At 70.3% G+C, this 25779-nt stretch carries 23 protein-coding genes and 2 pseudogenes; 16 read left to right on the top strand and 9 right to left on the bottom strand.

Translation table 11 applies throughout. The features are described from left to right. Positions 1-21: 21 nt before the first annotated feature. From KG111_RS15755 to mshD, 3 genes are read right to left on the bottom strand one after another with little or no spacing between them, the layout of a single operon-like run. On the bottom strand, positions 22-663 hold the full coding sequence (locus KG111_RS15755; RefSeq protein ID WP_205289722.1) for a hypothetical protein: 642 nt from the start codon (positions 661-663) through the stop codon (positions 22-24). Between the two features lie 8 nt (positions 664-671). Continuing rightward, positions 672-5180 carry an ICP22 family protein gene (locus KG111_RS15750; RefSeq protein WP_205289721.1) on the bottom strand — a complete coding sequence of 1503 codons (4509 nt, stop codon included), beginning with the start codon at positions 5178-5180 and terminating at the stop codon, positions 672-674. 43 nt (positions 5181-5223) lie between these two features. After that, positions 5224-6075 (bottom strand): mycothiol synthase, encoded by an 852-nt coding sequence (gene mshD / locus KG111_RS15745; RefSeq protein WP_249666170.1) that lies wholly within the window; start codon positions 6073-6075, stop codon positions 5224-5226. A gap of 96 nt (positions 6076-6171) precedes the next feature. Here mshD and KG111_RS15740 point away from each other — a divergent pair, with 96 nt between their 5' ends. Then, positions 6172-7731, top strand: coding sequence for an FMN-binding glutamate synthase family protein (locus KG111_RS15740; RefSeq protein ID WP_205289720.1), 1560 nt, complete (start codon positions 6172-6174; stop codon positions 7729-7731). 51 nt (positions 7732-7782) lie between these two features. Here the strand turns inward: KG111_RS15740 and KG111_RS15735 are convergent, their stop codons facing one another. After that, a complete protein-coding gene (locus tag KG111_RS15735) occupies positions 7783-8517 on the bottom strand; it encodes a response regulator transcription factor (protein WP_205289719.1) in 735 nt (244 codons plus the stop codon). A gap of 134 nt (positions 8518-8651) precedes the next feature. Between KG111_RS15735 and KG111_RS15730 the strand changes: the two genes are divergently transcribed. Next, on the top strand, positions 8652-8927 hold the full coding sequence (locus tag KG111_RS15730) for a MoaD/ThiS family protein (RefSeq protein WP_205289718.1): 276 nt from the start codon (positions 8652-8654) through the stop codon (positions 8925-8927). Positions 8928-9021: 94 nt separating this feature from the next. Beyond that, positions 9022-9996 (top strand): GDP-mannose 4,6-dehydratase, encoded by a 975-nt coding sequence (gene gmd, locus KG111_RS15725; protein ID WP_205289717.1) that lies wholly within the window; start codon positions 9022-9024, stop codon positions 9994-9996. 178 nt (positions 9997-10174) lie between these two features. Here the strand turns inward: gmd and KG111_RS15720 are convergent, their stop codons facing one another. After that, positions 10175-13255 (bottom strand): carboxypeptidase regulatory-like domain-containing protein, encoded by a 3081-nt coding sequence (locus KG111_RS15720; protein ID WP_205289716.1) that lies wholly within the window; start codon positions 13253-13255, stop codon positions 10175-10177. A gap of 340 nt (positions 13256-13595) precedes the next feature. On the opposite strand from KG111_RS15720, the gene KG111_RS18605 reads away from it, so the two are divergent. The 6 genes and pseudogenes from KG111_RS18605 (at position 13596) to KG111_RS15695 (ending at position 17223) form a co-directional block, all read left to right on the top strand. Further along, positions 13596-13676, top strand: coding sequence for a putative leader peptide (locus KG111_RS18605; protein ID WP_372440117.1), 81 nt, complete (start codon positions 13596-13598; stop codon positions 13674-13676). Between the two features lie 191 nt (positions 13677-13867). After that, positions 13868-14716 (top strand): sulfurtransferase, encoded by an 849-nt coding sequence (locus tag KG111_RS15715; RefSeq protein ID WP_205289715.1) that lies wholly within the window; start codon positions 13868-13870, stop codon positions 14714-14716. Then, complete coding sequence (locus KG111_RS15710) at positions 14716-15024, top strand: DUF1416 domain-containing protein (protein WP_205289714.1); 309 nt, start codon at positions 14716-14718, stop codon at positions 15022-15024. Before KG111_RS15715 ends, KG111_RS15710 begins: the two co-directional genes overlap by 1 nt. A gap of 67 nt (positions 15025-15091) precedes the next feature. Beyond that, positions 15092-15529 (top strand): thioredoxin family protein, encoded by a 438-nt coding sequence (locus tag KG111_RS15705; protein WP_205289713.1) that lies wholly within the window; start codon positions 15092-15094, stop codon positions 15527-15529. After that, positions 15526-16008, top strand: a complete 483-nt coding sequence (locus KG111_RS15700; RefSeq protein ID WP_205289712.1) for a DUF4395 domain-containing protein — start codon at positions 15526-15528, stop codon at positions 16006-16008. Before KG111_RS15705 ends, KG111_RS15700 begins: the two co-directional genes overlap by 4 nt. 211 nt (positions 16009-16219) lie before the next feature. Further along, a pseudogene (locus KG111_RS15695) lies at positions 16220-17223 on the top strand (IS481 family transposase). A gap of 121 nt (positions 17224-17344) precedes the next feature. Here KG111_RS15695 and KG111_RS15690 read toward each other — a convergent pair. From KG111_RS15690 to KG111_RS15675, 4 genes are all read right to left on the bottom strand, one after another. Further along, positions 17345-19219, bottom strand: a complete 1875-nt coding sequence (locus KG111_RS15690) for a hyaluronate lyase N-terminal domain-containing protein (protein ID WP_205289711.1) — start codon at positions 19217-19219, stop codon at positions 17345-17347. Between the two features lie 150 nt (positions 19220-19369). Next, complete coding sequence (locus KG111_RS15685) at positions 19370-19732, bottom strand: hypothetical protein (RefSeq protein ID WP_205289710.1); 363 nt, start codon at positions 19730-19732, stop codon at positions 19370-19372. Positions 19733-19847: 115 nt separating this feature from the next. Then, complete coding sequence (gene dtd, locus KG111_RS15680) at positions 19848-20276, bottom strand: D-aminoacyl-tRNA deacylase (RefSeq protein ID WP_205289709.1); 429 nt, start codon at positions 20274-20276, stop codon at positions 19848-19850. Next, positions 20276-20638 (bottom strand): DsrE family protein, encoded by a 363-nt coding sequence (locus tag KG111_RS15675; protein WP_205289708.1) that lies wholly within the window; start codon positions 20636-20638, stop codon positions 20276-20278. Before KG111_RS15675 ends, dtd begins: the two co-directional genes overlap by 1 nt. Before the next feature lie 44 nt (positions 20639-20682). Here KG111_RS15675 and KG111_RS15670 point away from each other — a divergent pair, with 44 nt between their 5' ends. The 7 genes and pseudogenes from KG111_RS15670 to KG111_RS18600 all read left to right on the top strand — a co-directional run. Then, entirely contained in the window at positions 20683-21177 is a 495-nt protein-coding gene (locus KG111_RS15670; RefSeq protein WP_205289707.1) for a heme-binding beta-barrel domain-containing protein, read from the top strand. Next, positions 21170-21598 (top strand): Fur family transcriptional regulator, encoded by a 429-nt coding sequence (locus tag KG111_RS15665; RefSeq protein WP_205289706.1) that lies wholly within the window; start codon positions 21170-21172, stop codon positions 21596-21598. The genes KG111_RS15670 and KG111_RS15665 overlap by 8 nt, the downstream gene beginning before the upstream one ends. Beyond that, complete coding sequence (locus KG111_RS15660; protein ID WP_205289705.1) at positions 21595-22065, top strand: adenylyltransferase/cytidyltransferase family protein; 471 nt, start codon at positions 21595-21597, stop codon at positions 22063-22065. The genes KG111_RS15665 and KG111_RS15660 overlap by 4 nt, the downstream gene beginning before the upstream one ends. After that, complete coding sequence (ygfZ, locus tag KG111_RS15655) at positions 22062-23039, top strand: CAF17-like 4Fe-4S cluster assembly/insertion protein YgfZ (RefSeq protein ID WP_205289704.1); 978 nt, start codon at positions 22062-22064, stop codon at positions 23037-23039. Before KG111_RS15660 ends, ygfZ begins: the two co-directional genes overlap by 4 nt. A 204-nt stretch (positions 23040-23243) precedes the next feature. Next, the gene (locus KG111_RS15650) at positions 23244-23627 is read left to right on the top strand and encodes a hypothetical protein (RefSeq protein ID WP_205289703.1); all 384 of its coding nucleotides are present in this window, start codon (positions 23244-23246) and stop codon (positions 23625-23627) included. A 109-nt stretch (positions 23628-23736) separates the two neighbouring features. Next, positions 23737-25479 carry a DUF4012 domain-containing protein gene (locus tag KG111_RS15645; protein WP_205289702.1) on the top strand — a complete coding sequence of 581 codons (1743 nt, stop codon included), beginning with the start codon at positions 23737-23739 and terminating at the stop codon, positions 25477-25479. A 45-nt stretch (positions 25480-25524) separates the two neighbouring features. After that, positions 25525-25773: pseudogene (locus KG111_RS18600) on the top strand (YveK family protein); the annotation flags it as partial. Between the last annotated feature and the right edge of the window lie 6 nt (positions 25774-25779).

Raw genomic sequence — 25779 nt, 5'->3', positions numbered from 1 at the left:
GCTCGGGTCTAGAGCTCGGGTCTAGAGCTCGGGCCGGTGCTCGCGCAGCTGGCCGAGGAACGTGTGCGGGTCCACCATCGAGGCGTCGATGACGAACGGCTCGAGGTGGCGGCGCTCGAACCGCACCGACCAGCCGGACTCGCCCGGTCGCCCGCTCACCTCGACCCGGGTGTCCGGCTTCTTCAGGTCGAATCGGTACGACGACTCACCCTTGGTCACGTAGACCACGCCCTGCGACACCTCGACCTCGACGGGCACCACCCGGGTCCGCACCGCGGCCCACGCCAGCGCGACGGTCAGCACCGCGACCGCGATCCCGAAGACGGTGAGCAGCCGGCCGTTGAGGACCGTCAGCAGCAGGACCATCGCCGAGACCACCGCGGTCGCACCCAGCACCAGCGACAGCATCCGCGGGTCGCTGCCGTCCTCGGCCAGCCCTGCGCCGCCCGGCCCTGCGTCGATCGACTCCGCCCCTGCAGCCGTGTCGGCAGCTGATCCCTGGAACAGCGAGAGGGAGTCGGCGGTGCCCGCGTCGGCGGCAGCCTCGAGCGCCGCGATCCGGTCGTGCGCCGCGGCGAGCTCCTCGCGCAGCCGTCGTACGTCGTCCTCGAGCGCGGCACAGCGCTGTGCCAGCCCGCCGTCGGTCGGCTGCGTCCTGGTCACGTCGTCGCCTACAGGTTCGGTCGCCACTGGCGCAGTGCCTCCAGGAACATGTGCGGGTCCACGGTCCGCGAGTCGATGCTCACCGGCGCCATGCTGCGGCGCAGGATCATCAGCCGCCAGTTGCGCTCCCCGGGGGAGCCGGCCTGCTCGATCTTGGTGTTAGGGCTGGTCAGGTCGAAGCGGCTGCTGTTGTCGCCGACCGTCACCCGCAGCACGCCGGTCTCGTCGATGTGCACGCTGCGGGACGAGTTGCTCATCCGGAGTGCGAAAATGAGCAGCCCGGCGGCCAGCACCGTCATCGTGGCGCTGAGTGCGATGTCGTCGCGCAGCGTGCCCAGGAACGCCATCCGGCCCACCACCGCCGCGCAGGCCAGCGCCGCGATGATCGCGAGCGGCGCGAGGCTGTCGTTGCCGCGCTTGGAGTGGAACGGCACCGGCTTGGCGACGGGCTGGTTGAGCTCGGCGACCACCGCCGCGGCGATCCCGGTGCGGGGGTCCGCCGGCTCGGACTCGTCGGCGGGCTCGTCGACTGTCTGGTCGGTCGCCTCGGCGGCGCCGCCTTCGGTCTCGCCGGTCTGCTCGGGGCCCTCCGGTTGGTCCTCCGGCTGGTCCACAGCGGGGGAGTCCGCAGCGGGGGAGTCCGCGAGGAGCACCGCGTCGCCCGGCTCCTGCGACACCGTCTCGGGCACGGCTGGTGCGGGCTGTTCGTCCGACTCGTCCGACTCGTCCGGCTGCTCCGGCTGCTCCGGCTGCTCGGCGTCCGCGGGGGTGGGCTCGTCGCCCTCGGCGGCGAGCAGGTCGGCTGCGGTGGCGGGCTTGATGCGGGCCGGGCTGTCCTCACCAGCGTCGTCCGACCGGTCCTCGGCGCGGTCGTCCGCCCGGTCGTCAACCGGGTCTGCCAGCGGCGCGGTCACCACCGGCAGCGAGGCGGAGCTGTGCCACAGCGCTACCAGACTGGTCGGCGCGGCCGCGCTGGCCCGGTCAGGCCGGGCCGGTTGGCCGGCGCTGTCGGCCTGGTCGTGGTCGGCCTGGTCAGTTCCGGTCTGGTCGTCGATCCCGGCGTCGAGTGACGCGACGCCGTCCAGAGTCCCTGACATGGACGAGTCCGAGGCGGCCTCGAGGCTGGCCCTGATCTTGTTCATCTGAGCGGCCAGCTCCGCCGTACGGCTCTCGGTCTCGGTGCGGATCTGCTCCTGCTCGTCCTCTGCCTGCTGCTGCGCTTGTCGGACGTGCTCGGCGGACTCCTTCTCAGCGGCGCGGAGCCGCTCGGCCTCCTCGGCAGCGATGCGGTCGGCCTCCGCCGCGCGGTCGGCTGCTTCGCGGGCCTCGGTCTCGGCGGCGAGTCGGGCCTCGGCCTCGGCCACCGCGGCCGCCAGCTCGGCAGCCTGCTCGGCGGCCTTGGCCTCGGCGTCGCGACGTACCTGCTCGGCCTCGGCCAGCGCGCGCTCGCGTTCGGCGGCGAGCTCGGCGGCGGCCGCCTCGGCCTGGGCTCGGGCGGCGGCCTGCTCGGCGGCCTTGGCCTCGGCGTCGAGGCGTGCCTTCTCAGCCTGGGCGAGGGCCTGCTCGCGTTCGGCGGCGATCTCCGCGGCCCGCGCCTCGGCCTCGGCGCGTGCCTGTGCCTGCGCGGCGGCGGCCTGCTCGGCCTCGGCGCGCGCCTGCGCCTGGGCGGCGGCCAACGCCTCCGCTTCGATCCGGGCCTGCGCCTGCGCGTTGGCCGCTGCCTCGGCCTCGGCCCGGGCCCGGGCGTGCTCGAGGGCGGTCTCCTGGGCTTGGACGACCTCGCGCTGCAGCGCCTCGACGGCTGCCGCGTGCATGGCGGCGGACTGCTCCATCTCGGCGAGGGCGGCGGCGGCACGGGTCTCCGCCTCCGTCCGCGCCTGGGTGGCCTCGGCGGCGAACTCCGCGGCGAGGGCCAGTGCCTCGTTGGCGGCCCGGTGCTGCTCGGCGATCGACGCTGCCGTGTGCTGGGCCTCGGCTGCGGCGGCCTGTGCCTCGCGGACCAGCTCCAGCTGCTCTCGGGCGGCCTCCTCGGCCTCCCGGCGGGCGGTGTGCGCCTCCTCGGCGCGGCGGGCCTGCTCGGTGGCGGACTCATCGGCAGCGACCCGGGCGGCGACCTGCTCCTCGGCGCGGGCCGCGGCCTCCTCGGCCCGCCGCTCGGCAGCCTCGGCGGTCTCCAACGCGATCCGGGCCAGCTCGGCCTGCTCCAGCGCGGACTGCTCCGCAGCCTGCCGGGCCTCGTGTGCCTCCTGGGCGAGCCGGGCGTGCTCGGCTGCCGCGGTCTCGGCCGCGGCTCGCTCGTCGACGGCTTGGCGGGCCAGCGCACCGTGCTCCTCGGCGCTGGCCGCCGCCTGCTCGGCGAGGACGCGGGCACGTTCCTCCGCGGCCTCGGCCGCGCGATGTGCCTCCTGGGCCAGCGCGGCCTGCTGCCGGGCGGCGTCCTCGGCGATGGCGCGGGCCTGGGCGATCTCGGCCGACGTACGTTCGGCCGCCTCCCGCTCCTCGAGCATCCGGCGGACCACCTCGGCGTGCTCGGCGGCGCTCGCCGCGGCGGCCTCCGCCAGTACCCGGGCACGTTCCTCGGCGGCGGCGCGCTCCTCGTGTGCCTGCCGGGCGGTGGCGGCGTGCTCCTCGGCGGCGGCCTCGGCCACCTGCCGGGCCTCCGCCGCAGCCTGGGCCGCCTCGGCCTGAGCCCGGGCGAGCTCCTCGGCGGCTTGACGCTCGGCGTGCGCCTGGGCGGCCAGCTCGGCCTGCGCGATGGCGTTCTGCTCGGCCTGCTCGCGCCGGGCAGCCTCGGCGTCGGCGAGCTCGGCACGTTCGCGCGCGGCGCGCTCGGCGGCCTCGCGGGCCTCCGCCTCGGCCCGGGCGAGCTCCTCGGCCTCCGCCCGGGCGCGGTGCGCGACCTCGGCGGTCTCGGCTTGGGCCTGCGCGAGCCGGTCGGCCTCGGCCCGTGCCTGCAGGGCCCGCTCGGCGGCCTCCTCCGCGACCAGGCGCTCGGCGGCCTGCTGGGCGGCGGCGAGCTCGGCGTCGCGGCGCAGCTTGGCGGCCAGGGCGGCCACGACCTCGGCGTTGGCCGGCGCCTCCGCCGGTACGTCGGGCTGGGCACCACCGGTCGCGGTGGTCGTCTCGTCGGTCGCCAGCTCGGCCTCGATCTCGGCGCGGGCGTGGGCCACCACCTCCTCCGAGCGCTGCGGCGCGCTGGAGGGGCCGTCGGCGTCGCGGCTCGCCTCTGGCCGCGACCGTGGGCCTGGCTTGGGAGTCGCGCTGGAGGCGCCACGGCGGCGGAACCGGGCCAGGCCCCGCGGCGCGGGTGCCGGCGTCGGAGTCGGTGTCGGCTCAGTGGCCCCGCCTCCGCTTGCGGCCGTGGCCACCGGCTGGTCGGCCTCGTCCGTCGTGCGCTCCCGGGACGGGGACGGGGCGGCCTCTTCGAGGTCCGCATCCGTCGGGACGGCGCTGTCCGCCGGTGCGGACGTCAGCTCGGCAGCGGGATCGCTCGCCGCTTGAACCGCGCGGGCATCGGTGGCGGCATCGGCTGGGTCGGCGTCGACTGGGTCGGTGTCGTCGGTGTCGTCGGTGCCGGCGGGGGAGAGCGGATCGGTCAGCGGGTCCGGTCGCGGTACGCCGCCGCCCCCACCCCCGGTCGGCGCGACCTGAGGCGAGGCCTGCACGGCGGCCTCGGCGGCCGGCTCGTCGGCCGGCTCGTCGGCGCCGCTGTCGCCTTCGGGGGCGCCGGTGCTGGTGTCGGTGCTGGTGTCGGGTGCGGCGGGCGCGCTCGGCGCCGGCACCGGGTCACCCGGGCGCCGGGTGGCGCGGGCGATGATCGAGGCCCAGTCGTTCGGGTCGATGGGCTCAGACTGCTCCGCCGGCTCCGGTGGCACGGATGCGGCGGGGACCGGTCGCGGTGCGGGCGGCTGCGCGTCGTACTCGGAGCCACGCAGCCTCGCCAGGCGCGCGGAGATGCCGCGGTCCCGAGCACCTGCCTCGGGGATCGCGTCGGGCGAGAGGACCACCGCGCCCGCGACGGGGTCGCCGATGAGCGGACGCACCGAGCGGCCGATCACGTCCGCGGGGTCGGGGAGGTCGGCGAGAAGGTCCGTCGTGTCGTCCGCGGCGTCGACGTCGCTCTCCGGGTCGTCGGCCGAGGCGGCCACGTCCACGGGGTCCGCGTCGCTGGGCGACGGCGCCTGCGCGCTGGCGCTCAGCGAACGGTCGATCACGCTCGCCCAGTCGGCCGCCGACGAAGCAGCATCCGATGAGACAGCGTCCACTGGGCTGTCGTCCTCGCCCAGGTCGTCCTCGGTCTCGGCCGCCTGGTCCCGAGCAGGCCAGGACTCCGCGTCGTGGGCCGCGGCGAGCGGCGCCTCGTCGTCGTACGCCTGTTCGACGGCGCTGGGCTCGGCGACGGGAAACTCATCGTCGGCTCGGCGCCACATGCGGCCGCGGCGGCCACGCGACCGGCCGCGCGCAGCGTCGGGCCGGGGGCCCTCGGCGCCCGGCTCACCGTCGGTCACGGGGCCCATGGCGGGTCAATCTATCCAGGGCGCCGGGGGTTACGGGCGTTGTTCAAGAACCCTCTCCACGACGGTACTGGACGTGGGTGTCCTCCGGGGCGTGGGTGAATCCGAGGCCCTCGTAGAGGCGGCGGGCTGCGACGTTGTCGGACTCGACGTAGAGCAGCACCTCCTCCACCCCGCGGGAGGCCAGGTGGTGCAGGCCGGCCAGGGTCAGCATGCGGCCCAGGCCCCGGCCCTGCGCGGCGGGGGAGACGCCGACGACGTACACCTCGCCGGTCCGTGCGTCGTGCTGCTTGGTCCAGTGGAAGCCGAGCAGCTCGCCGGCATCGATCGCCAGCAGCAGGCCGGCGGGGTCGAACCACGGCTCGGCCATCCGCTCCTCGAGCCCGGCGCGGTCCAGCGCACCCTGCTCGGGGTGGTCGGCGAAGGCGGCGGCGTTCACCGCGAGCAGCGCGTCGGTGTCGCCGTGGCCGAAGTCGCGGACGAACACGCCCTCGGGCGGCTGCGCCGCCGGCAGCGGTACGACGCTGGGCCGGCGCATCACCCACAGCTCCCGGGTGCGGTCGAAGCCCAGCCGGCGCGCCAGGGCGGCGGCGCCGGGATGGTCGCCGTGCGACCAGGCCGCCAGCTCCCCGGGCTCGGCGCAGGCCAGCTCCGCGAGCCGGCCACCGAGCCCGTCGCGGCGGGCCTCGGGCGCGACCGCGAGGTCGACCTCACCGTCGCGGCGCAGCGCGAACCCGCCCGCGCTCACCCACGCCCCGATGCCGTCCAGGCCGTGGTGCTTGAGCCGCAGGTGGGCGGCCTCGTCGAGCGGGTCGGCGCCGTCGTGCTCCAGGCAGGCGGCGCGGACCTCCTCGATCGCGCCGAGTGCGGACTCTCCCGAAAGAAGTTCGTCAGCCACGTGATGGACGCTATCGCGGTCCTCAGCGGACCGGGGTCGGCCACCGGCGAGCCCCGCCGGTTGTCGCGCCCGCCCCGGCGGGGTAGACCTGAGGGCATGAGAGTGAGGCACGTCGTCGGTGGAGCGGCCGCGGCCCTGGGCGCGGTCGCGGTGCGGGACCTGACCCAGAAGCGGCACGCGTTGCAGCGGAACTTCCCCGTGGTGGCGCACGCGCGCTACTGGCTGGAGCGGATCGGGCCGGAGCTGCGGCAGTACATCGTGACCAGCAACGACGAGGAGCGGCCGTTCAGCCGTGACCAGCGGACCTGGATCTACGCCTCCAGCAAGGAGCAGAACAGCTACTTCGGCTTCGGCACCGACTCCGACGTCGAGCACACCCAGGGCGTCGCCTACATCAAGCACCGCACGTTCGCCGAGTCGCTGCCCGACGACCAGGACCACAACTGGCCGCTGCCCAGCGCGAAGGTCCTCGGCGGCCCGCGCGGGCGGGCGAAGGCGTTCCGGCCGGCGTCGGTGGTCAACGTGTCGGCGATGAGCTTCGGGTCGCTGTCGTCGAACGCGATCGCGGCGATCAACAAGGGCGCGGCGGAGGCCGGCTGCCTGCACAACACCGGCGAGGGCGGCATCTCGCCGTACCACCGCAACGGCGGGGACCTGATCTTCCAGATCGGTACGGCGTACTTCGGGTGCCGCGACGCGGAGGGGGCGTTCTCGCTGGCCCACCTCAAGAGGAGCCTCGCCTCCGCACCGGTGAAGGCGATCGAGATCAAGCTCAGCCAGGGCGCCAAGCCGGGCCTGGGCGGTCTGCTGCCCGGGGCGAAGGTGACGCCCGAGATCGCGGAGATCCGCGGCATCCCGGAAGGCAAGGACTGTTCCTCGCCGTCGCGGCACACCGCCTTCCGCGACGTCGACTCGATGCTGGACTTCGTGGAGCTGCTCGCTGCCGAGACCGGGTTGCCGGTCGGCATCAAGTCCGCGGTCGGCGACATGGGCTTCTGGGAGGAGCTGGCCGCGCTGATGGTGCCCCGCGAGCGCGGGGTCGACTTCATCACCGTCGACGGCGGCGAGGGCGGCACCGGCGCCGCCCCGTTGATCTTCTCCGACGCCGTGGCGCTGCCGTACCGGATGGGCTTCTCCCGGGTCTACGGCACGTTCGCCGAGGCCGGGCTGACCGACGACATCACCTTCATCGGCTCCGCGAAGCTCGGGCTGCCCGACAACGGGGTGGTGGCGTTCGCGCTGGGTGCGGACATGATCAACGTGGCCCGTGAGGTGATGTTGTCGATCGGCTGTATCCAGGCCCAGAAGTGCCACACCGACCGCTGCCCCACCGGGGTGGCGACGCAGAGCCCGTGGCTGGTGCGCGGCCTGGACCCGAACCTGAAGGCCTCACGCGCCGCGGTCTACCTGCGCACCGTGCGCAAGGAGCTCACCCGGGTCTCCGCGGCCGTCGGCGTGCCGCACCCCAGCCTCATCACCTGCTCGGACGTGGACATCTTCAACGGCGACTACGAGGCCCGGTCGCTGTCCTCGGTCTACGGTTACAAGGACGGTTGGGGCGAGCTGGGCCCGCAGCTGCGCGACGAGGTCACCCGGCTGATGCACCCGCACCGCGACTTCGACGAGAAGGGCGACGAGACCACCGGCACCACCTGAGCCGCCTGAGCCGCCTGAGCCGCGGGTACGCCGAGCAGTCGCCCGGGGGCGTCAGGCCTCGACGGCGTCGCGCTCGGCGACCCGGGCGGCGTCGCTCTCGGCGTCCTTCGAGGGCAGCACGAACCGGTAGCCGACGTTGCGCACGGTGCCGATGAGCGTCTCGTTCTCGGGCCCGAGCTTGGCGCGCAGCCGACGTACGTGCACGTCGACGGTGCGGGTGCCGCCGAAGTAGTCGTAGCCCCACACCTCCTGCAGCAGCTGCTGGCGGCTGAACACCCGGCCGGGGTGCTGGGCGAGGAACTTGAGGAGCTCGAACTCCTTGAAGGTCAGGTCGAGCACCCGGCCGCCGACCTTGGCGGTGTAGGTGGCCTCGTCGACGACGACCTCGCCGGAGCGGATGACGTGCGCGTCGGGGTCGGCGGCGTTGCGGGCCGCGGCGAGCCGGCCGATGGCCAGCTTGATCCGGGCCTCGAGCTCGGCGGGGCCGCAGGTGTGCAGTACGACGTCGTCCATGCCCCAGTCGTGGTTGACCACGGCGAGGCCACCCTCGGTGGCGATCAGGATGACCGGGACGTCGGTGCCGGTGGTGCGGATCAGCCGGCACAGGTCGCGGGAGCCGGCCAGGTCGTGGCGCCCGTCGACGAGCAGCAGGTCGGCCTCGGGGGCCTCCAGCAGGGCGCTGCCCTCGGCGGGCAGGATCTTGACCTGGTGGCCCAGCAGCGAGAGCCCGGGCAGGACGTCGGCCGAAGGCTGCAGGGCACTGGTCAGGAGTAGGACGGTGCTCATGCTGGTCTCCTCACTGGCGCGGCGTCCAAGACGAACCGCACCGTGTCGAGACCGAAACGCAACACTGAGCTCCGGCCGATTTTCCGTTGGGGCACGATAGCGAAACACCCACGGAACCGGGAAGGTCGCCAACTGTGAATGAGACACAGGTCATTCGGGTGCGGTACTGGGCCGCCGCCCGCGCCGCCGCCGGGGTGCCCGAGGAGGAGATCAGCGTCGCCGGCCCACTCACGCTGGGCGAGCTGCTGCGCACCGTGACCGAACGGCACGCCGGCACCCGGCTGCCCGAGGTGGTGCGGATCTGCTCGGTGCTGCTCGGTGACCGGCCGGTGTCGACGTCCGACCCGGCCGAGGTCGTCGTGGAGCCGGGGCAGACCGTGGAGTTCCTGCCGCCGTTCGCCGGCGGCTGAGCCGCTGCTGCTTCTCGGCGGGATCGGGACCCCACGGCGGAGAATCCCACAAGCAGGCCGGGCAACGTGACGGGTGCGCCGTAGGCTGCCGCCCATGAAGCGCGCTTTCATCACCGGGATCACCGGCCAGGACGGCTCCTACCTGGCCGAGCTGCTGCTCGAGAAGGGGTACGACGTGCACGGCCTCGTGCGGCGCTCCTCGGCGATGGCGCGCACCCGCATCGACCACCTCAACGACAACGAGCGGCTGCACCTGCACTACGGCGACCTCACCGACGGCGTCAGCCTGGTCAACCTGGTGCGGCAGATCGAGCCCCACGAGGTCTACAACCTGGGCGCGCAGAGCCACGTGAAGATCTCCTTCGAGATGCCCGACCACACCGCCTCCACCAACGCGATCGGCACGCTGCGCCTGCTGGAGGCGATCCGGGCCGCGGGCCTGGAGTGCCGGTTCTACCAGGCCTCGACGTCGGAGATGTTCGGGCTGACCCCGCCGCCGCAGAACGAGCAGTCGGTGTTCCACCCGCGCTCGCCGTACGGCGCCTCGAAGCTGCAGGCGCACTGGGTGACGGTCAACTACCGCGAGGCCTACGACCTGTTCGCGGTCTCCGGGATCCTGTTCAACCACGAGTCGCCGCGGCGCGGGGAGAACTTCGTGACCCGCAAGATCACCAAGGCCGTCGCCGCGATCGAGGCCGGGATCACCGACCACGTCGAGCTGGGCAACCTGGACGCGGTGCGGGACTGGGGTTTCGCCCCGGAGTACGTCGAGGGCATGTGGCGGATGCTGCAGGCCGACGAGCCCGACGACTACGTGCTGGCCACCGGGGTCGGCTACACGGTGCGCGACTTCTGCGAGGCCGCGTTCGCGCACGCCGGGCTGAACTGGGCCGAGCACGTCAAGCACAACACCGCCTTCGAGCGGCCCTCCGAGGTCGACGCCCTGATCGGCGATGCGTCCAAGGCGAAGGCGGCGCTGGGCTGGGAGGCCCGCACCCGCACCCCGGAGCTGGCGCGGCTGATGGTGGACAGCGACCGCGAGGACCTGCGCCGCCTGCTGGGCAGCTGACGCCCGCCGGTCTCACCGCCGGTCTGCGTGGGTCTGACTGTCTCCATGCCGACACGGGGTGCCAGCTCGTCGGCATCAGGCGGACCGCCGCCCGGCTTCGGGGCCGGGCGGCGGTTTCACGCTCGGGTCACGGTGGTGGATCCGTTCCATCACCGGGCGGCGCTCAGGAAGAGCGGGGTCAGCAATTCCTGCTCACCCCGGATGCGGCGGCCCGCTTCTTCGTGGCTGTGTCGGTGTACGTCTTCTTCGCCTTCTTGAGGCTCCGCTTGGCCTTCTTCAGCTTCTTGCCGAGCGCCTTCGCCTTGCTCGCCTTGGCGGCCTTCTTCGCCTTCTTGAGCTGTTTGGCCAACTTCTTGACCTTCTTGTTGGCGGCGTCCAGACCCTTCTTGGCTGCGGTCGTGTCCTTGGAGAGCTTGGTGAGCAAGGCCTTGGACCAGGTGCAGCTGTCCGACTCGAGTGCAATGACCGGAGCGCTGGTGGCGGTGGCGGTGGCGTAGCCGTTGCGCTTGGTCGCCACGGTGATGGTCAGCTTCTTGCCGACGTCGGCCTTGGCGACCTTGTACTTCGCGGTGGTGGCGCCGGCGATGGGGTTGCCGTCGCGGTGCCACTGAACGTCGTAGGTCAGGCCGTCGAGGCTCCAACCGCCGGTGACCGCGGTGAGCTCGGCCCCGGCCTTGGCGATCCCGCTGATCGCGGGGGCCTTGGTGTTCGTCGGAGCGTCGGCGAGCTGACCGGTGACGGCGGCGCTGGTGGCGACGCCGTCGGCGTATCCGTCCTTCTTGGCGGTGACCCGGACGGTGATCGCCTCGGCGACGTCGGCCGGCGCGACGGTGTACCTCGCCTGGTCGGCGTCCGTGATCGGCTCCGTGCCGCGGAACCACTGGTAGGTGAACGTCAGGCCGTCGGTGTTCCACTCACCCGGTGCAGCGGTGAGCTCCTGGTCCACCTTCGGGGCGCCGCTGACGGCCGGTGGAGCGGTGTTCTCCACGCTCCCCGCCTTGGGGGTGAGCTCCAGGTCGAGGTCGGTGACCTCGGGAGGGACGCCCACGACCGGGCTGGTCAGCGGCTCGTAACCATCGGCCGTGACCTGGACGTACCAGCAGCCGGCCGCGACGTCCCAGCCGTAGTACCCGGCGTTGTTCGTGACGAACGGGTTGACGTTCGGTGAGATCTCCGGACTGGCCGGCTTCACGAGCTCGCCGAGGTCGGTCGGTGCGGGCTGGTTCCAGGCAGTGCCGGGCTCCTTGGACAGGTTGGACTGGCACGAGTTCACCGGGTGTGGGCCGTCGGCGTCCTGAGCGGACCATCCGGGGACCTTGTAGAGCCGGACCTCGGCGCCGACGACCGGCTCGCCCGTCTCCTTGTCGGTGATGGTGCCGCTGGGGTCGTAGAGGACGATCTGGCCGATGACCGTGGAGACGGTGGTCTCCCCAGGGCAGGTGTACTCGGCGCTCAGGGTCCCGTCGCTGACCTGCTCGACGGGGATGGTGGCCGAGTAGGTGCCGTTGCCGTCGTCGTCGCTGGCGGGGTGGCCGATGCCGTTGAGCAGGAGGTTGACGGCGGTCGGTACCTGCTCGTCGGCACAGGAGACCGCGAGGCTGATCGTGACGGGGGACGGGGCACCGGACGGCATGGACACCATGACCTGGCCGGTGACGGGGTCGGTGGTGACGCTTCCGGTCTCCGCGTCGACGGCGCTCACCGGGGTCTCGATGGTGGGCGGCAGCTCACCGGCCGAGTCCAGGTAGGTCCAGAACGCGTACAGGTCGTCGGACGTGCCGCCGGCGCGGAACGTCAGGCGGACGGTGTCGCCGAGGTGGTCGGCGAGGTCGAGCTCGACGCCGCGCCAACCCGAGGTCTTGAGCTCGGTGCCGCTGCCGAAGGCGCCCTGTTCGTACGCCGCGAGCGTCTCACCGGTGGCCGGGTCGGACACGATCACGTCGAAGTTGAACGAGTCGAAGCCGGTGTAGTCGTAGGTGAAGATGTTGAAGGCGAAGGACTCCTTGGCCTCGTCCACCACGAAGTCCTGGCACATGATGTTCGGGCCGATCGGCTGCCGTTCGCCATCGCCGTCGCGCGGCACGCCGAGCACGGCCATCTTGTTGCCCTCCCACGGGGAGGTGAACGCGTCGGTGCCGGTGACGTTGACGGACTCGGTGCGGTAGCCGAGGTGCCAGCCGTCGAACCCGCTCTCGAAGCCCATGTTCGTCAGGCCGGTGGCGGCACTGGGCGGGTTGCACCTCAGGTCGACCTGGGCGTTGATCTCGACGCTCGCGACCCCGTCGACGTAGTCGACGGTCACCGGCTCACCGGCGAAGCTGAAGACGTCGTCCGCGACGCCGGCCACGGTGTAGGCACCGGGGGCGAGGTCAGTGAACAGCGCCACCCCCTTCTGGTTCGTGGTGACCACGGCGGGGCTACCGCCGTTCGCGGGCTGCAGCGACACCTTCGCGTTGACCGCATAGCCGCCGAGGGTCGAATTGGAGACGGTGACCTTGATCCCCGGGACGGTCGGCTGGAGCTCGAACGCCGGGATCTCGGTCTCCTGCTCGGTGAGGTCGAGCTCGGTGGTGAACTCGTCGTACCCGGCGGCGGAGATCACGACTTCGTAGTAGCCGGGGGGCAAGTCTGTGGTGAAGGTGCCGCCGGGACCGGTGGTGACGGCGCTGCTGATCGGGCCGTAGAACCGGACCACCGCGTCGGCGACGCCAGCCGTGGTCACAGCGTCGAGGACAGAACCCGAGAAGGTGACCGGGTCCGGGATCCGGGTCAGGGTGATGTCGACCTGGTTGTCCGCGTCCACGAGGTCGAAGAAGTTGTCGTAGCCGAAGAAGCCGTCGGCGTTGACCAGCACGTTGTAGAAAGCGGGCTCGACTGACGTGGTGAAGGTGCCGTCGGCCTCGGTGGTGAGGGTGCGGCGCTCGGGGCCGACCAGCACGACCTCGACGCCCGCGACGGGGTCACCCGCCTCGTCGCGCACCGATCCGGTCACGTTCACTGGCGGGGTTCTCGCCTCGAGCCCGACGGCTCCCGCGTCGAGCGGCGTGTCCTCTTCGACCTCGAAGGCATAAGTCGTGGTGCGGTAGCCGTTCGCGGTGAAGGTGACGTCGTAGGAGCCGGGCACCAGGGTGAGTGTGTAGGCGCCGGTGCCATCCGTGACGTCAGAGTCCGCGACGACGTCCTCCGACGAGACGCGGGCGATGACGGTGGCGCCCGCGATTGGGGCGCTCGTCGTGCTGTCCAGGACCAGCCCGGACATCTGTTGTGGATCATCCGGCGCTGCGTGGGCTGTGGATGCCCAGCCGACCGTGAGGCCGCTCAAGGACAGGGCCAGGGCCAACAGCTTGAGCAGAGCTCGGTTGAGGTTCACGACGACTCCAGCACTCGTGGGGCAAACGGGTTGTCAGCGCGACGTTAGGAACGGTTCGGTGTGAGTGCCGAGTTGTTGCTGAACTTGATCTGAGTGAAAGAAGGTCACGCATCGATCGAGTCCCGTAGTCCTGCCCGCGCGACACGAGCGAATCTCATATATTGGTCACGCGTCTCAGAATTCGGACCCCGAATTCGTGTCCGCGCCGATCCCGCCTAGAGTGGGCCCCATGGCGACGACTCTGCTGCTGACCAAGCGGCGCGCGGTGGACAACTGCCGCGTCAGCTCGGCGCTGTGTCGACCCTGCTGACGGGGCCTCTTCGCGCCTGAGTCGGCACTCCCGGCGTTCTCCGACCATTCTGGTCGTGCGCCTGCTGCCGCGCTCACGCACCCTCCCGCCCGGGCCTCGCCCGCGCCTGGTCCCGCCTCCGGTCCGCACCGCCGGCCCGAGTCGTCTCGAACCGCTGCATCCACCTGCACCCAGCAACCAGAAGGAATCCCATGAGCCGCGAGAACTCGCTCGTCTCCACCCAGTGGGTCGAGGACAACCTCGACACCCCGAACGTCGTCGTGATCGAGGTCGACGAGGACACCACGGCCTACGACAAGGGCCACATCCGCAACGCGATCAAGCTCGACTGGACCACCGACCTGCAGGACCAGGTCCGTCGCGACTTCGTCAACAAGGAGCAGTTCGAGGCGCTCCTGAGCGAGCGCGGTGTGTCCAACGACGACACCGTCGTGCTCTACGGCGGCAACAACAACTGGTTCGCCGCCTACGCGTACTGGTACTTCAAGCTCTACGGCCACAACGACGTCAAGCTCATGGACGGCGGCCGCAAGAAGTGGGAGCTCGACAGCCGCGAGCTGACCGACGCGCTCCCGAGCCGGGAGACGACGTCGTACGTCGCCCAGGAGCAGGACCGCTCCATCCGCGCCTTCCGCGACGAGGTCGTGGCCGCGATCGGCACCCAGAACCTGGTCGACGTGCGCAGCCCCGACGAGTTCGCCGGCCGCCTGCTCGCCCCGGCCCACCTGCCGCAGGAGCAGTCGCAGCGCGGTGGCCACATCCCCACCTCGGTCAACGTCCCGTGGTCGAAGAACTGCAACGACGATGGCACCTTCAAGTCCGACGACGAGCTCAAGGCGCTGTACGACGGCGTCGGCTTCGACGAGGACAAGGACACCATCGCCCTGTGCCGCATCGGCGAGCGCTCCTCGCTGACCTGGTTCGTGCTGCAGGAGCTGCTGGGCAAGAAGAACGTGAAGAACTACGACGGTTCGTGGACCGAGTACGGCTCGCTGGTGGGCGTTCCGATCGCGCTCGGCGACGAGCCCGGTGACGCCTGATGTGCGGCGCGGTCGTCGGTGGCCTCTCGCTCGAGGGCGTGAACGTCACCAAGGAGGCTGTCATCCAGGGCCAGGTCGTGCGCGGCGCGGGCGAGGAGGCCTCCCCGGTCTCCGGTGCCTACGTCCGGCTGCTCGACGGCTCCGGCGAGTTCACCGCTGAGGTGCCCACCTCGGCCACCGGCCACTTCCGGTTCTTCGCCGGCGACGGCCAGTGGACCCTGCGCACCCTGGCCCCCAAGGCCGACCCGGTCGACCGCGTCGTGCACGCGTCGCGGGGCTCGGTCGCCGAGGTCCAGATCGCGATCTGATCGCCACGATGTGCACCGACGGCGGCTCCCGGAATCCGGGAGCCGCCGTCGGCGTTGAGGGGACGAGATGAACACCGGTCTGCTGATCCTCGGGATCGCCCTCCTCGCTGCCGTCGGCTTCGGCCTGCACCGCCGTCGCACCGACGGCCGGTTCGCCGCGCCCGCGGCCGAGCCCGAGGACACCCCGTGGTCCCGGATCGCCGCAGCGCTGCCCGACGCCACGCCGGGCACGAGGGCCACGCTCGTGCAGTTCTCCAGCGCCTTCTGCGCCCCGTGCCGTACGACGCGGGTGGTGCTGGCCGACGTCGCCGCGCACCAAAGCGGCGTCACCCACCTCGAGGTCGACGCCGAGAAGCACCTCGAGCTGGTCCGCGCCCTCGACGTACGACGCACGCCGACCACCCTGATCCTCGACGGCGCCGGGCGCGAGCTCACCCGCGCCGCCGGCGCTCCCCGCCGCGAGCAGGTGCTCGCCGCCCTTCCCGCCTCCCAGGAGACCCGATGACCGATCAGGTCACGCCCGCCGGCTCGCCGCTCGCCCCCGCCCGTCAGGGCATCGACCCCCGCGGTCCCCGGTTCACCGCCGCGATCACGCTCGTCGTCTTCGCCGTCGCGCTCGCCCTCTCCGACGCGGCGCCGACCGCGGCGGCGGTGATCACGGGCGTCCAGGCCGTGCTGTTCGCGATCGGTGCGGTCCTCGGCGTGCAGAAGACCCCGACCGGTCTGCTCTTCCGGACGGTGGTCCGGCCGCGGCTGGCGCCGCCGGCCGATCTCGAGGACCCCACGCCGCCGCGGTTCGCGCAGGCGGTCGGCTTCGTCTTCGCGGTGGTCGCCACGATCGGGTTTGCCACCGGCGCGATCCTGCTCGGCCAGGTCGCGGCCGCGTTCGCGTTCGCGGCGGCGTTCCTGAACGCGGTCTTCGCGTTCTGCCTGGGCTGCGAGATGTACCTGCTGGGCCTGCGCCTCGCCCGCCGCGCCGCCTGAGCCCTCGGAATCACCTGTGCAGCGTGCGCGGGGATGTGTGGCACGCAGTTAGGTAAACCTCTGCCGTTCGGGCCGGGCACTAGCTGTTGCGGGGCAGGACGTTGACGACAGGCCGGTGGGGTTGAGGTAGCAGGACGGGCAGGCCCTCCGCGGCAAGGATGAGAAGCGACCAAGCACCTCATCCGTGTCGAGCCAGCAAAGGACCTGCCCTGTGACTCACCGTAATGCTCCACTGTGCCCAGAAGGGCGACGACGACTCGTCCAACGCTGTCAGCACCGCCCGATCGCGCATGTTGCCGCCGAGATGGGCATCTCCCGCGCGTGCGCGTCGAAGTGGGTCAATCGGTGGCGCCGCTACGGCGACCTCGGCCTGCTCGACCGGTCCTCGACCCCGCACCACAGTCCCCGCGCCACGCCCGCCGAGGTGATCACCCAGATCGAGACCTGGCGACGTGCGACAAGTGGTCCGCCTCCCGGATCACCCACGAGCTCGCCACCCAGGGCATCACGATGAACCGCCGTACCGTGGACCGGCACCTGACCCGCCTCGGCCTCGGACACCGCCGGTTCCTCGACCCCAACGGTGAGCTGAACCGCGAGCCCGGCAAGATCACCGCCCGCTGGCCCGGCCACATGGTCCACCTCGACGTGCAGAAGGTCGGCCGCATCCCCGACGGCGGCGGCTGGCGCGTCCACGGCCGCAGCAGCGACCAACACCGCGCCGCAGGGCGTGCGAAGGGCGCCGGCGCCAAGGCCGGCTACGTCTACCTCCACTCGATCGTCGACGGGTTCTCCCGACTCGCCTACACCGAGCCCCTCGGTGACGAGAAGGGCAAGACCGCCGCCGCGTTCCTCGCCCGCGCGAAGATCTGGTTCGCCGCTCACGGCATCACCCACATCCATCGCGTGATCACCGACAACGGCTCGTGTTATCGCTCGAACGACTTCGCCCGCATCGTCGGCGCCCAGACCCGGCACAAGTTCACCCGCCCGTACACGCCGCGGCACAACGGCAAGGTCGAGCGCTACCAGCGGATCCTGGCCGAGGAAGTCCTCTACGCCCGCGAGTACGGCAACGAGGCCGAACGCTCAGCAGCGCTCGAGGTCTGGAACATCCACTACAACTACCATCGACCCCACAGCGCCGCGGGCGGCCGACCGCCAGCATCTCGACTCAAGACAGGCGTCACCAACGTCCGGCCCTCCTACAGCTAGTCGGTCCGAGTCACCCAAGGCCCAGGCATGAGTTCGTAGCCGCGCTTTTCAACACCCCGCGCCCTTAGTCGGGGACCGGCTCCACGCCAGCCAACGGCACAAGAGCAGAGATACGGGACGGTCAGGTGACGGTGACGCTGCGGTAGGACGTAACGAGGTTCCCCGAGCCGCCGTTCTCCTTGCCGATGAAGAAGTACCCGCCGCGGTAGGCCGAGTCTGTTGCCACGAGGCTCTCGTTGGTGTCGGTCCGCTTGAAGGTGATCGTGCTGGGCGTGACGGTGACCTGAACGGGCACCATTTGCGGGACCGCAGCACCCGGGGGCACCTCGGTGGTCGGCGTCACGGAAGCGATGGGGATGCTCGTTGCGCCCAACGCCGCGCCGCCTGTGGAGACCGTGACAATCTGCCCTTTCCCGCCCGCGCCGCCGGTCGTGGGCAAGTAGAGACGAGTCCCGGCCGGGACTGCGCCAGGGAGTGCAGACACCGGAAGGGTGCTGATCGCCGCCCCGCCGATTAGGCCCGTTGACAGTACAGGAGGCGAGGTCAGCAACGGCATGGAAGCCACCTGCCCTAGGAACGCGTTGCCGGTGCCGGTGTAGCGGTAACCCTGAATCTGGCCGTTGCCGCGTAGGTACACCTTGTAACCCACGGCGCTGTTGTCACCGCGGAACGGGGCGTCGGTGGGGCAGCAGAGTCCGTAGGCGATCGGCAACCTCGACAAGTCCGAGTGTGGAGTGTCGATGATGTGCTCGGCCGTGATCGCGTAGGTGCCGCCAGCATCGGCGAGGGGGCACGCCCACGCCTGGAGGACGTACTGACCGCCCGCGCCGCCAGCGACGACCGACTTGTAGCGCCCCTCCCCGAACACGCCCCGGAAATCGTCGGAGTACGTGTCGTCCTTGGCGGAGCCAGAGGAACCCTGTTGGTTGGTGAGGAACGGGGCGACGTACTGCCGGTTCGCGTTGAGTGGGTCGGTCTTGCGGCGGTACAGCGACGGGTCCCCGGCTGCGTAGGGGCTGGTGATGAACGCGCCCGCGCAGCCCATGTCCAGATACCGCTTGACCTCGGACTGACGCCCGAGAGTCCACGGGATGACCTTGACGCCACCGTTGATGAAGGTCTGGAAGGTGGCGTCGGAGGCAGCCTCGGGGCCGACCCCAGTGTCGGGGTGGTTGGTGAACGAGGCGGCTTGGAGGTGCAGGAACCGGATGCCGTCGCCGAGGAGGCCCGCCGGAGTGAGCCCGGTGACCTGCGTCTTAGATGCCACCAGCGCGACGTGGTAGCCGTCTGCGGCCAACTCCTTGCAGGTGTCGTAGTGCGCCGAGCAGATTACGACGGAGTCGCGCAGGTTGAAGCGCTCGATGACGTGCTTCATCGCCAGCACCGGGTCTGTCACTGACGACTGGCGGTTCTTGATCTCGGGCCAGTGGATGACGCGATTGCCGTAGCGGACGAGCGTGTCTACGAAGGTGATCAGTTTCTCGGCGTCACCCCAGCCCTGGCGATACCACGAGGAAGCGTCGACCTTGAGGGCGCGGAACGCCTGCGGGGTCAGGTCAGCGACCGGCCCAGAGCCGGTGGTTGCGGCGTCGATGGTGGGGTTGTGCAGGGTGGCGAGGTCGGTGGTGCAGCCGGTGAACGAGTAGACATCGTGGTCAAGGTGGCCGGTGTCGTAAGACGCGGCGGCCTCGTACCACGCGGCGGTGGAGTCGGGGCCGTAGCCGAGGTTGTTTCCGCCGTGCGGAATGAAGATCGGCGGTGCTTCGGGGGCCTCCAGGAGGGCCGAGACGGACGCCCGGCCGGCCGCCTCAGCCAAGAGGTCGGTGAGCGAATCGCTGGTCCAGGTGATGAACTCAAGATCGGACCAGGGGGCACTACCGTCGCCGACCTTCATGAGTCCCGCCGTGGTGTCCAAGCCGGGTTCGCCCGCGGCGAGGACGGGGTTACTGGCGGCCCACTGGGCCGCGGTGCCGCGGCGAAGCTTGATCGTGGTCATCGGCGGTCTCCTGGAGTGATTAGGGAGTGCCGCCGTCGATCGTGTCGTCGGGATCGGCCTCCGCGGGAGTGGGGGCGAGGGTGATTGCTGTGGTGGCGGTCGCTCCGAGAAGGACCGCCAGCAGGGTGCGGCGTGAGCGCGTCTGGTCGGTCACGGCGCACCGCCGTCGATGGTGAGGTCGCCGCCGGGTACGGCAGTGATGGTGACCGTCGGGCCGGGCTCACCAGGCGACCCAGCAGGGCCCGGGGGGCCGGCCGGCCCGGGCGCTCCCGACTTGCCTGCGGGTCCAGCGGGCCCTCGCGGCCCTGCCGGTCCTGCTGGAAACGGACGCAACTTGGAGCCCTTGGGGCACTTGCCGGACTTTGTGGCCGCGACGACGGTCGACTTCTTGCCGACGCACACCTTGATCTTCGAGGCGGCTGACCGGTCGTCGGCACCGGCCATCGCGAAGGTACCGCCGGTGATCAGCAAGGCGCACAGCAGGACGACCGCCCCCACGGCCTTGATGCTCATGCAGGGAGTGTGCGTCAGGGGAGTGGGGCCGCGCCGGCGAAGCTCAGTTTCTTTGCCTTCACGGCCCACTATGGTCCGTGGCCTCAGCCAAGAGGCCATAGGCCAAGGGTGCTCCCTACGGCGTATCGATCACGACGGTGAAAGGCCCGTCGTTGATGGACGCTACCGCCATGTCGGCACCGAAGACCCCGCGCTCCACATGGGTCCCCGCCGCCTTGAGCGCGGCACACACTGCTTCGTAGAGCGGCTCGCTGACCTCGCCCGGCGCGGCCGCCACCCAGGTGGGTCGCCGCCCCTTCCGTGCGTCGCCGTAGAGGGTGAACTGGGAGACCACGAGCACCGGCGCACCCAGCTCGGCGACGGACTTCTCGTCCGGCATGATCCGCAGGTCCCGGATCTTGCGGGCCATCCAGGCGACCTCGAGGTTGCCGTCGTCGTGGGTGATGCCGAGGTAGACCAGCAGACCAGGGGATTCGATCGCCCCGACCACCTCTCCGCCGACGACCACGGAGGCGGAGGTGACCCGCTGCAGCACCGCGCGCATCAGTAGACCAGCGCCTGCACGCCGTCGCCGAGGACCTCCTCGACGAAGACCGACGCCCCCGCGATCCGTACGCCGTCGAGCAGGTCGGCCTCGGTCAGCGAGCGCCGCGCGGCGCACTGCGCGCACACCGTGACCGTGCCCGTGGCCAGGACCGCCTCCAGCAGGTCGCTGATCGGCGTGGCCAGCGGCAGCGACAGCGCCGCGGCGTGCCCGGGCACGGCGAGCCACGCGGCCTCCCCGGTCAGCCACAGCGACACCGGCACCCCGGAGGCCGCCGCGGTGCCGGCCACAGTGAACCCCTGGTTGCTCCGCTCGGGCTCGTCCGTGCCGCAGGTGACCTTCACGACCAGCTCTCGCGCCATACGGGCCAGCGTAGGGAAAGCGCCGGGCGCCTAGAATCGGGGCCGTGGCCTTCGAACTCCCTGACAACCTGCACCCCGACTGCGGCCCGATCGCGTGGCTGCTGGGCACCTGGCGCGGCAACGGCCACGGCGACTACCCGACGATCGAGAAGTTCCAGTTCGGCCAGGAGCTGATCTTCACCCACGACGGCCGGCCGTTCTTCCACTACATGGCGCGCGCCTGGATCATCGACGACAACGGCGAGAAGGTCCGCGACGCGGCCATCGAGACCGGTTTCATCCGCGCCGTGGGGGATGCGAAGTTCGAGATCCTGCTGACCCACAACACCGGCATCGCCGAGGTGTGGCACGCCACCGCGGACAACGGGAAGATGGAGTGGACCACCGACGCGGTGGCGCGCACCGAGACCGCGAAGGCCTACACCGCCGGCAAGCGGCTCTACGGCAACGTGGAGGGCGACCTGCTCTACGCCTTCGACATGGCCGCGATGGGCCAGCCGCTGCAGCCCCACCTGTGGGCGAGGCTCAAGCGTGCCTGAGACCCCCGGCGACTGGCGGGCCGCGCTGCGCGAGCGCGGCTACCGGCTCACGCCGCAGCGTGAGCTGATCCTCGCGGCCGTCGACGAGCTCGGCCACGCCACCCCGGACGAGGTGCTGGCGAAGGTGCAGGAGACCGCCAGCACCGTCAACGCCTCCACGGTCTACCGCACGCTGGAGGTGCTCGAGGAGCTCGGCCTGGTGCGCCACGCCCACCTCTCGGACCGCGCCCCGACCTACCACTCGGTGCGCGGACACGAGCACTTCCACCTGATCTGCCGCACCTGCGAGCAGGTGATCTCGGTCGACTCCGCCGAAGCCGCGCCGTTCGTGGAGGCGCTGAGCACCCGCGGCTTCGTCCCCGACCTGGGACACTTGACCGTCTTCGGCCGTTGTGCGGCCTGCGAAGGAGCATGCACATGACTCGCACCGTCCTCAGCTATGGCACCTTCGACCTGTTCCACGTCGGTCACCTGCGTCTCATCGAGCGGCTCGCCGCCATGGGGGACCGGCTCATCGTGGGCGTGTCCACCGACGAGTTCAACGCCGGCAAGGGCAAGCGCTCGGTGGTCTCCTACGACGACCGCGCAGCCATCGTCGGGGCGATCAAGGGCGTCGACCTGGTCATCCCGGAGCGCTCCTGGGACCAGAAGCGCGCCGACATCGTCGAGCACGGCGTCGACGTGTTCGTGATGGGTGACGACTGGAGCGGGAAGTTCGACGACCTCGCCGACGTTTGCGAGGTGACGTACCTGCCCCGCACCTCCGGCGTCTCCACCACCGAGATCAAGGACCTGCTGCGCACCCTCGACCCGCAGCACCTCGAGGAGATGCAGGCGGCGCTGGGCACCCTGACCCGACTCCTCGAGCACTACCGGGACCTGACATGACGACCGAACCCCAGCCGAACCCCTACCAGAGCCCGCTGCTGTCGCTGCCGGGCGCCGTGGCCGGTGACGGCATCGACGCCGGCGTCGCCGCGCACTACGGCAGCCTGTACGGCGAGCAGCGCACCCTGGCGGCGGGGGAGGGTTTTGTCGACTTGTCGCACCGCGACGTGCTCCGCGTCGCCGGGCCGGACCGGCTGACCTGGCTGCACTCGCTGACCACCCAGTTCTTCGAGGGCCTCGAGCCCGGTCGCTGGGTCAGTGCGCTCATCCTCAGCCCGCAGGGCCACATCGAGCACGCGTTCACCGGCGTCGACGACGGCGAGGCATTCACCGCGCACACCGAGCCGGGCCGCGCCGCGGCGCTGATCGGGTTCCTGGAGCGGATGAAGTTCATGACCCGCGTCGAGATCAGCGACGTCAGTGACCAGGTCGCCGTGGCCTGGCGACCGGCCGGCAAGTACGACCTCGTCCCTCGCGACCAGCTGTCCGCGTACGCCGACGCCGCTGGCCCGGCGGCCGGCCTCTGGGCATTCGAGGCCTTGCGCATCGAACGCGGCGAGCCGCGGTTCGGGATCGACACCGACGAGCGCACCATCCCGAACGAGGTGGGCTGGCTCGAGACCGGCCAGCAGTGGGCTGCGGTGCACCTGGACAAGGGTTGCTACCGGGGCCAGGAGACCGTCGCCCGGGTGCACAATCTGGGCCGCCCGCCGCGCCGGTTGACCCTGTTGCACCTGGATGGCTCGGAGAACCGGCTCCCCGATCAGGGCACCGAGGTCGAGCCCGCCGGTGGCGGCCGTGCGGTCGGCTTCGTGGGCTCGTCAGCGCGCCACCACGAGCTCGGGCCGATCGCGCTCGGACTCCTCAAGCGCAACGTGGCGACCGACGCCCCTCTGGTCGTCGCGGGCATGCCGGCGTCTCAAGAGGTGATCGTGGATCCGGAGATCGGTCTCCACTTCCGGCCCGCGCGTTGACGCCCGTGGTGAGACGCCGAACCAGGCCGCTGACCTGCGAGAACGCGTCGCTGCCTGACCGAGGGGCGAGACGTAAGTCACGCAAAGTTAACCAAAAAAGTCACTAACTCGTGGTCGCGACAAGCGGTCCCGTGAGAGGGTGAGGATTCGGGGTCAAGAAGTGAGCTTGGCCAGATGAAAAGCGATCCACCTCTAGGGGGACCTATGAAGAAGCTTGTGATCAGCCTTCTGGCGGCTGTACTTATGACGCTCGGCCTGGCTGGCGTCAGCGGCACCGCGAGCGCCGCGCCCTACCCGGGCACCGTGCCGGTGTCGAAGCCGGCTCCCGTCAAGAAGGCCGTTCGGCCCGGCGGTTACACCAAGTTCAGCATCGCCACCAAGGGCAACGCAAAGCCCGTCGGCACCGCCCGCGTCACCTGCCGCAAGGGCGACAAGGTTGCCAAGCGCGTCTGGTCCTTCGACGGCACGAACACCCGCTTCAACGGCCCGAAGCTCAAGAGCAAGGGCAAGTGGCGCTGCAAGATCCACTTCACCGGCGTGGGTGTCTTCAAGAACAGCAAGAGCGTCGTCTACGTCCGCGTGCGCTGACGTTTGACACGAGTTTGGGTCGCCTGGCGGCCGTAGCATGACCTGACGTTGAGGGCCCCGAGGGAAACCACGGGGCCCTCAACTATGCAGAGAGTAGGAATCGTGGCCGATGCTGAAGTCTAGAAGGGTCTGGATCTGGTGCGGCGCCGCGGCCGTGGCTGCGCTGGTTGCTTGGACCGGCTGGATCGCCTGGCAGGTTAATCGTGACCTCAACGACGTGGTGCGGCATTCAGAAGCGATCCAGGACGCAGTCGAGGTGCGCGACGCGACGCAGCTTGAGCAGGCGCTGGCGAACTTGCGGGAAGCTAGTGACTCCGCCGCGGAGCGTACGTCTGGAATCACATGGGGCGCGCTCACCCTGCTTCCGATCGTTGGCGACGACGCCACAGGAATAAAAGTCGTTAGCCGTATAGCGGATGAGTTGGCTCGAGATGGCATTGAGCCGCTCGTGGCAGCGTCGGAGAGCTTCGAGGATCTGCTTCCACGCGACGGCAGGATTGACATCGAAGCGATCCGCAGCATCGAGGAGCCCACGTCGAAGGCCCAACGAGCCTTCGCAGATGCAGATCTGCTGCTCGCCGATATCGACGCCTCGGGATTCATCGCGCGGATCGAGGATCGCTTCGAGGACCTCCGGAAAAGGGTACGTCGAGCCGCCACGAACCTCCGAACCGCAAGCACCGCGACGAGGGTGCTGCCCTCGATGCTGGGCGGTGACCGCCCGCAGCACTACCTCCTAGTGTTCCAGAACAATGCCGAGATCCGGGCGACCGGGGGACTGGCTGGGGCGGTCTCTTACGTAAAGTCCGATGCTGGGTCCCTCCAACTCAAGGCTCAAAAGGCGGGGTCGGAGTTTGGTGAAACATCAGAGCCCGTCATTCCGCTCAGCAAGGCAGAGTCGACCCTGTACGGAGACGTGTTAGGTACCTACTTCGTTAACGCTGGCATGACGCCTGATGTGCCCAGGGCTGCGGCATTGTTGCGCGCGCGGTGGGACCAGGAATATCCTGCGCGGCCCGTTGACGGGGTCATCATGGTGGATGCCGTAGCCATCGCCTATATGTTGGAGGCGACAGGTCCGATTGACGTAGAGGGAGTCAGGATCGACGGCGACAACGCTGTCGACGAACTGCTCCACCGTTCCTATCTGCGGATGCCGGATCCCAAGGATCAGGACGCCTTTTTCGCGGAAGTCGCGGAAGCGACCTTCGACAGATTCATCGGCGGGGTCGACAAGCCGGAACTGCTCATCAAGGCCCTTGCCCGCGCAGCGCGTGAGCGCCGCTCGATGATCCATTCCTTTGATGCTCAAACCCAGTCCGAGTTGGCTGGATCTGTTATTGCGGGCGAGGTTTCAAAGCGCGGCGCGTACCGTGATCCGAACGTTCTCGTCACCCTGAATGACACGACCGGCGCGAAGATGTCCTACTTCTTGCGTTATGACGTGGACATCACGCCCACCTCGTGCGTGCGTGAAGTGCAGACCTATTCGGCAAAGGCTCGCCTTCGTTCAGTCGCGCCGCAGGAAGCCGCCACCCTCCCGAATTATGTTACTGGCGGGGGCGATTACGGGATCAAGCCGGGCAATCAGGTCGTCACACTCCGAGTTTACGCCCCTGTTGGGGGCGAGTTGGGTGCCCTCAAGGTCAACGGCGCCAAGGTCGATTGGGAAACGGCTGTTGAAGGTAACCGTGTCGTTGGCACGGCATATGTGCAACTTTCCCCAGCGCAGCTAGTGAATCTTACTTGGACCATGGCGAGTGACAAAGGCCAGACGGGGGCGACCAGCGTGACTGTCACCCCGACAATCGAAACAAAAGATCTGAGTTACACGGTGGCCAGCACGTGTTGATAAGGCAAAGTATTACGGTGAGTATGTCTGAGAAGGGACGCAACTGTGGAGCTCCGTGACTACCTAAGAGTGCTGCGACACAGATGGGTATCAATCGCAATCATCACCGCGATCGGTGCACTGGTCGCCCTCGGAGCTACGGCCCTCCAAGCCCCTCGGTATGCGTCGACGGCCTCGCTATTCGTTACGACCTCGCAAGCGGACGAGGCGCAACTCCTACAGGGTGGACAGTTCTCTGCCCAGCGCGTAAAGTCTTACGCGGAATTGATATCTAGCCGAGAACTTGCCCAGCGGGTAGCG

Source organism: Nocardioides faecalis, assembly GCF_018388425.1.
In the GTDB taxonomy this organism is placed as follows: Bacteria; Actinomycetota; Actinomycetes; order Propionibacteriales; family Nocardioidaceae; genus Nocardioides; species Nocardioides faecalis.
Note: the sequence above shows the minus strand (reverse complement) of the source record. Positions and strands in the feature narration are given on the sequence as shown.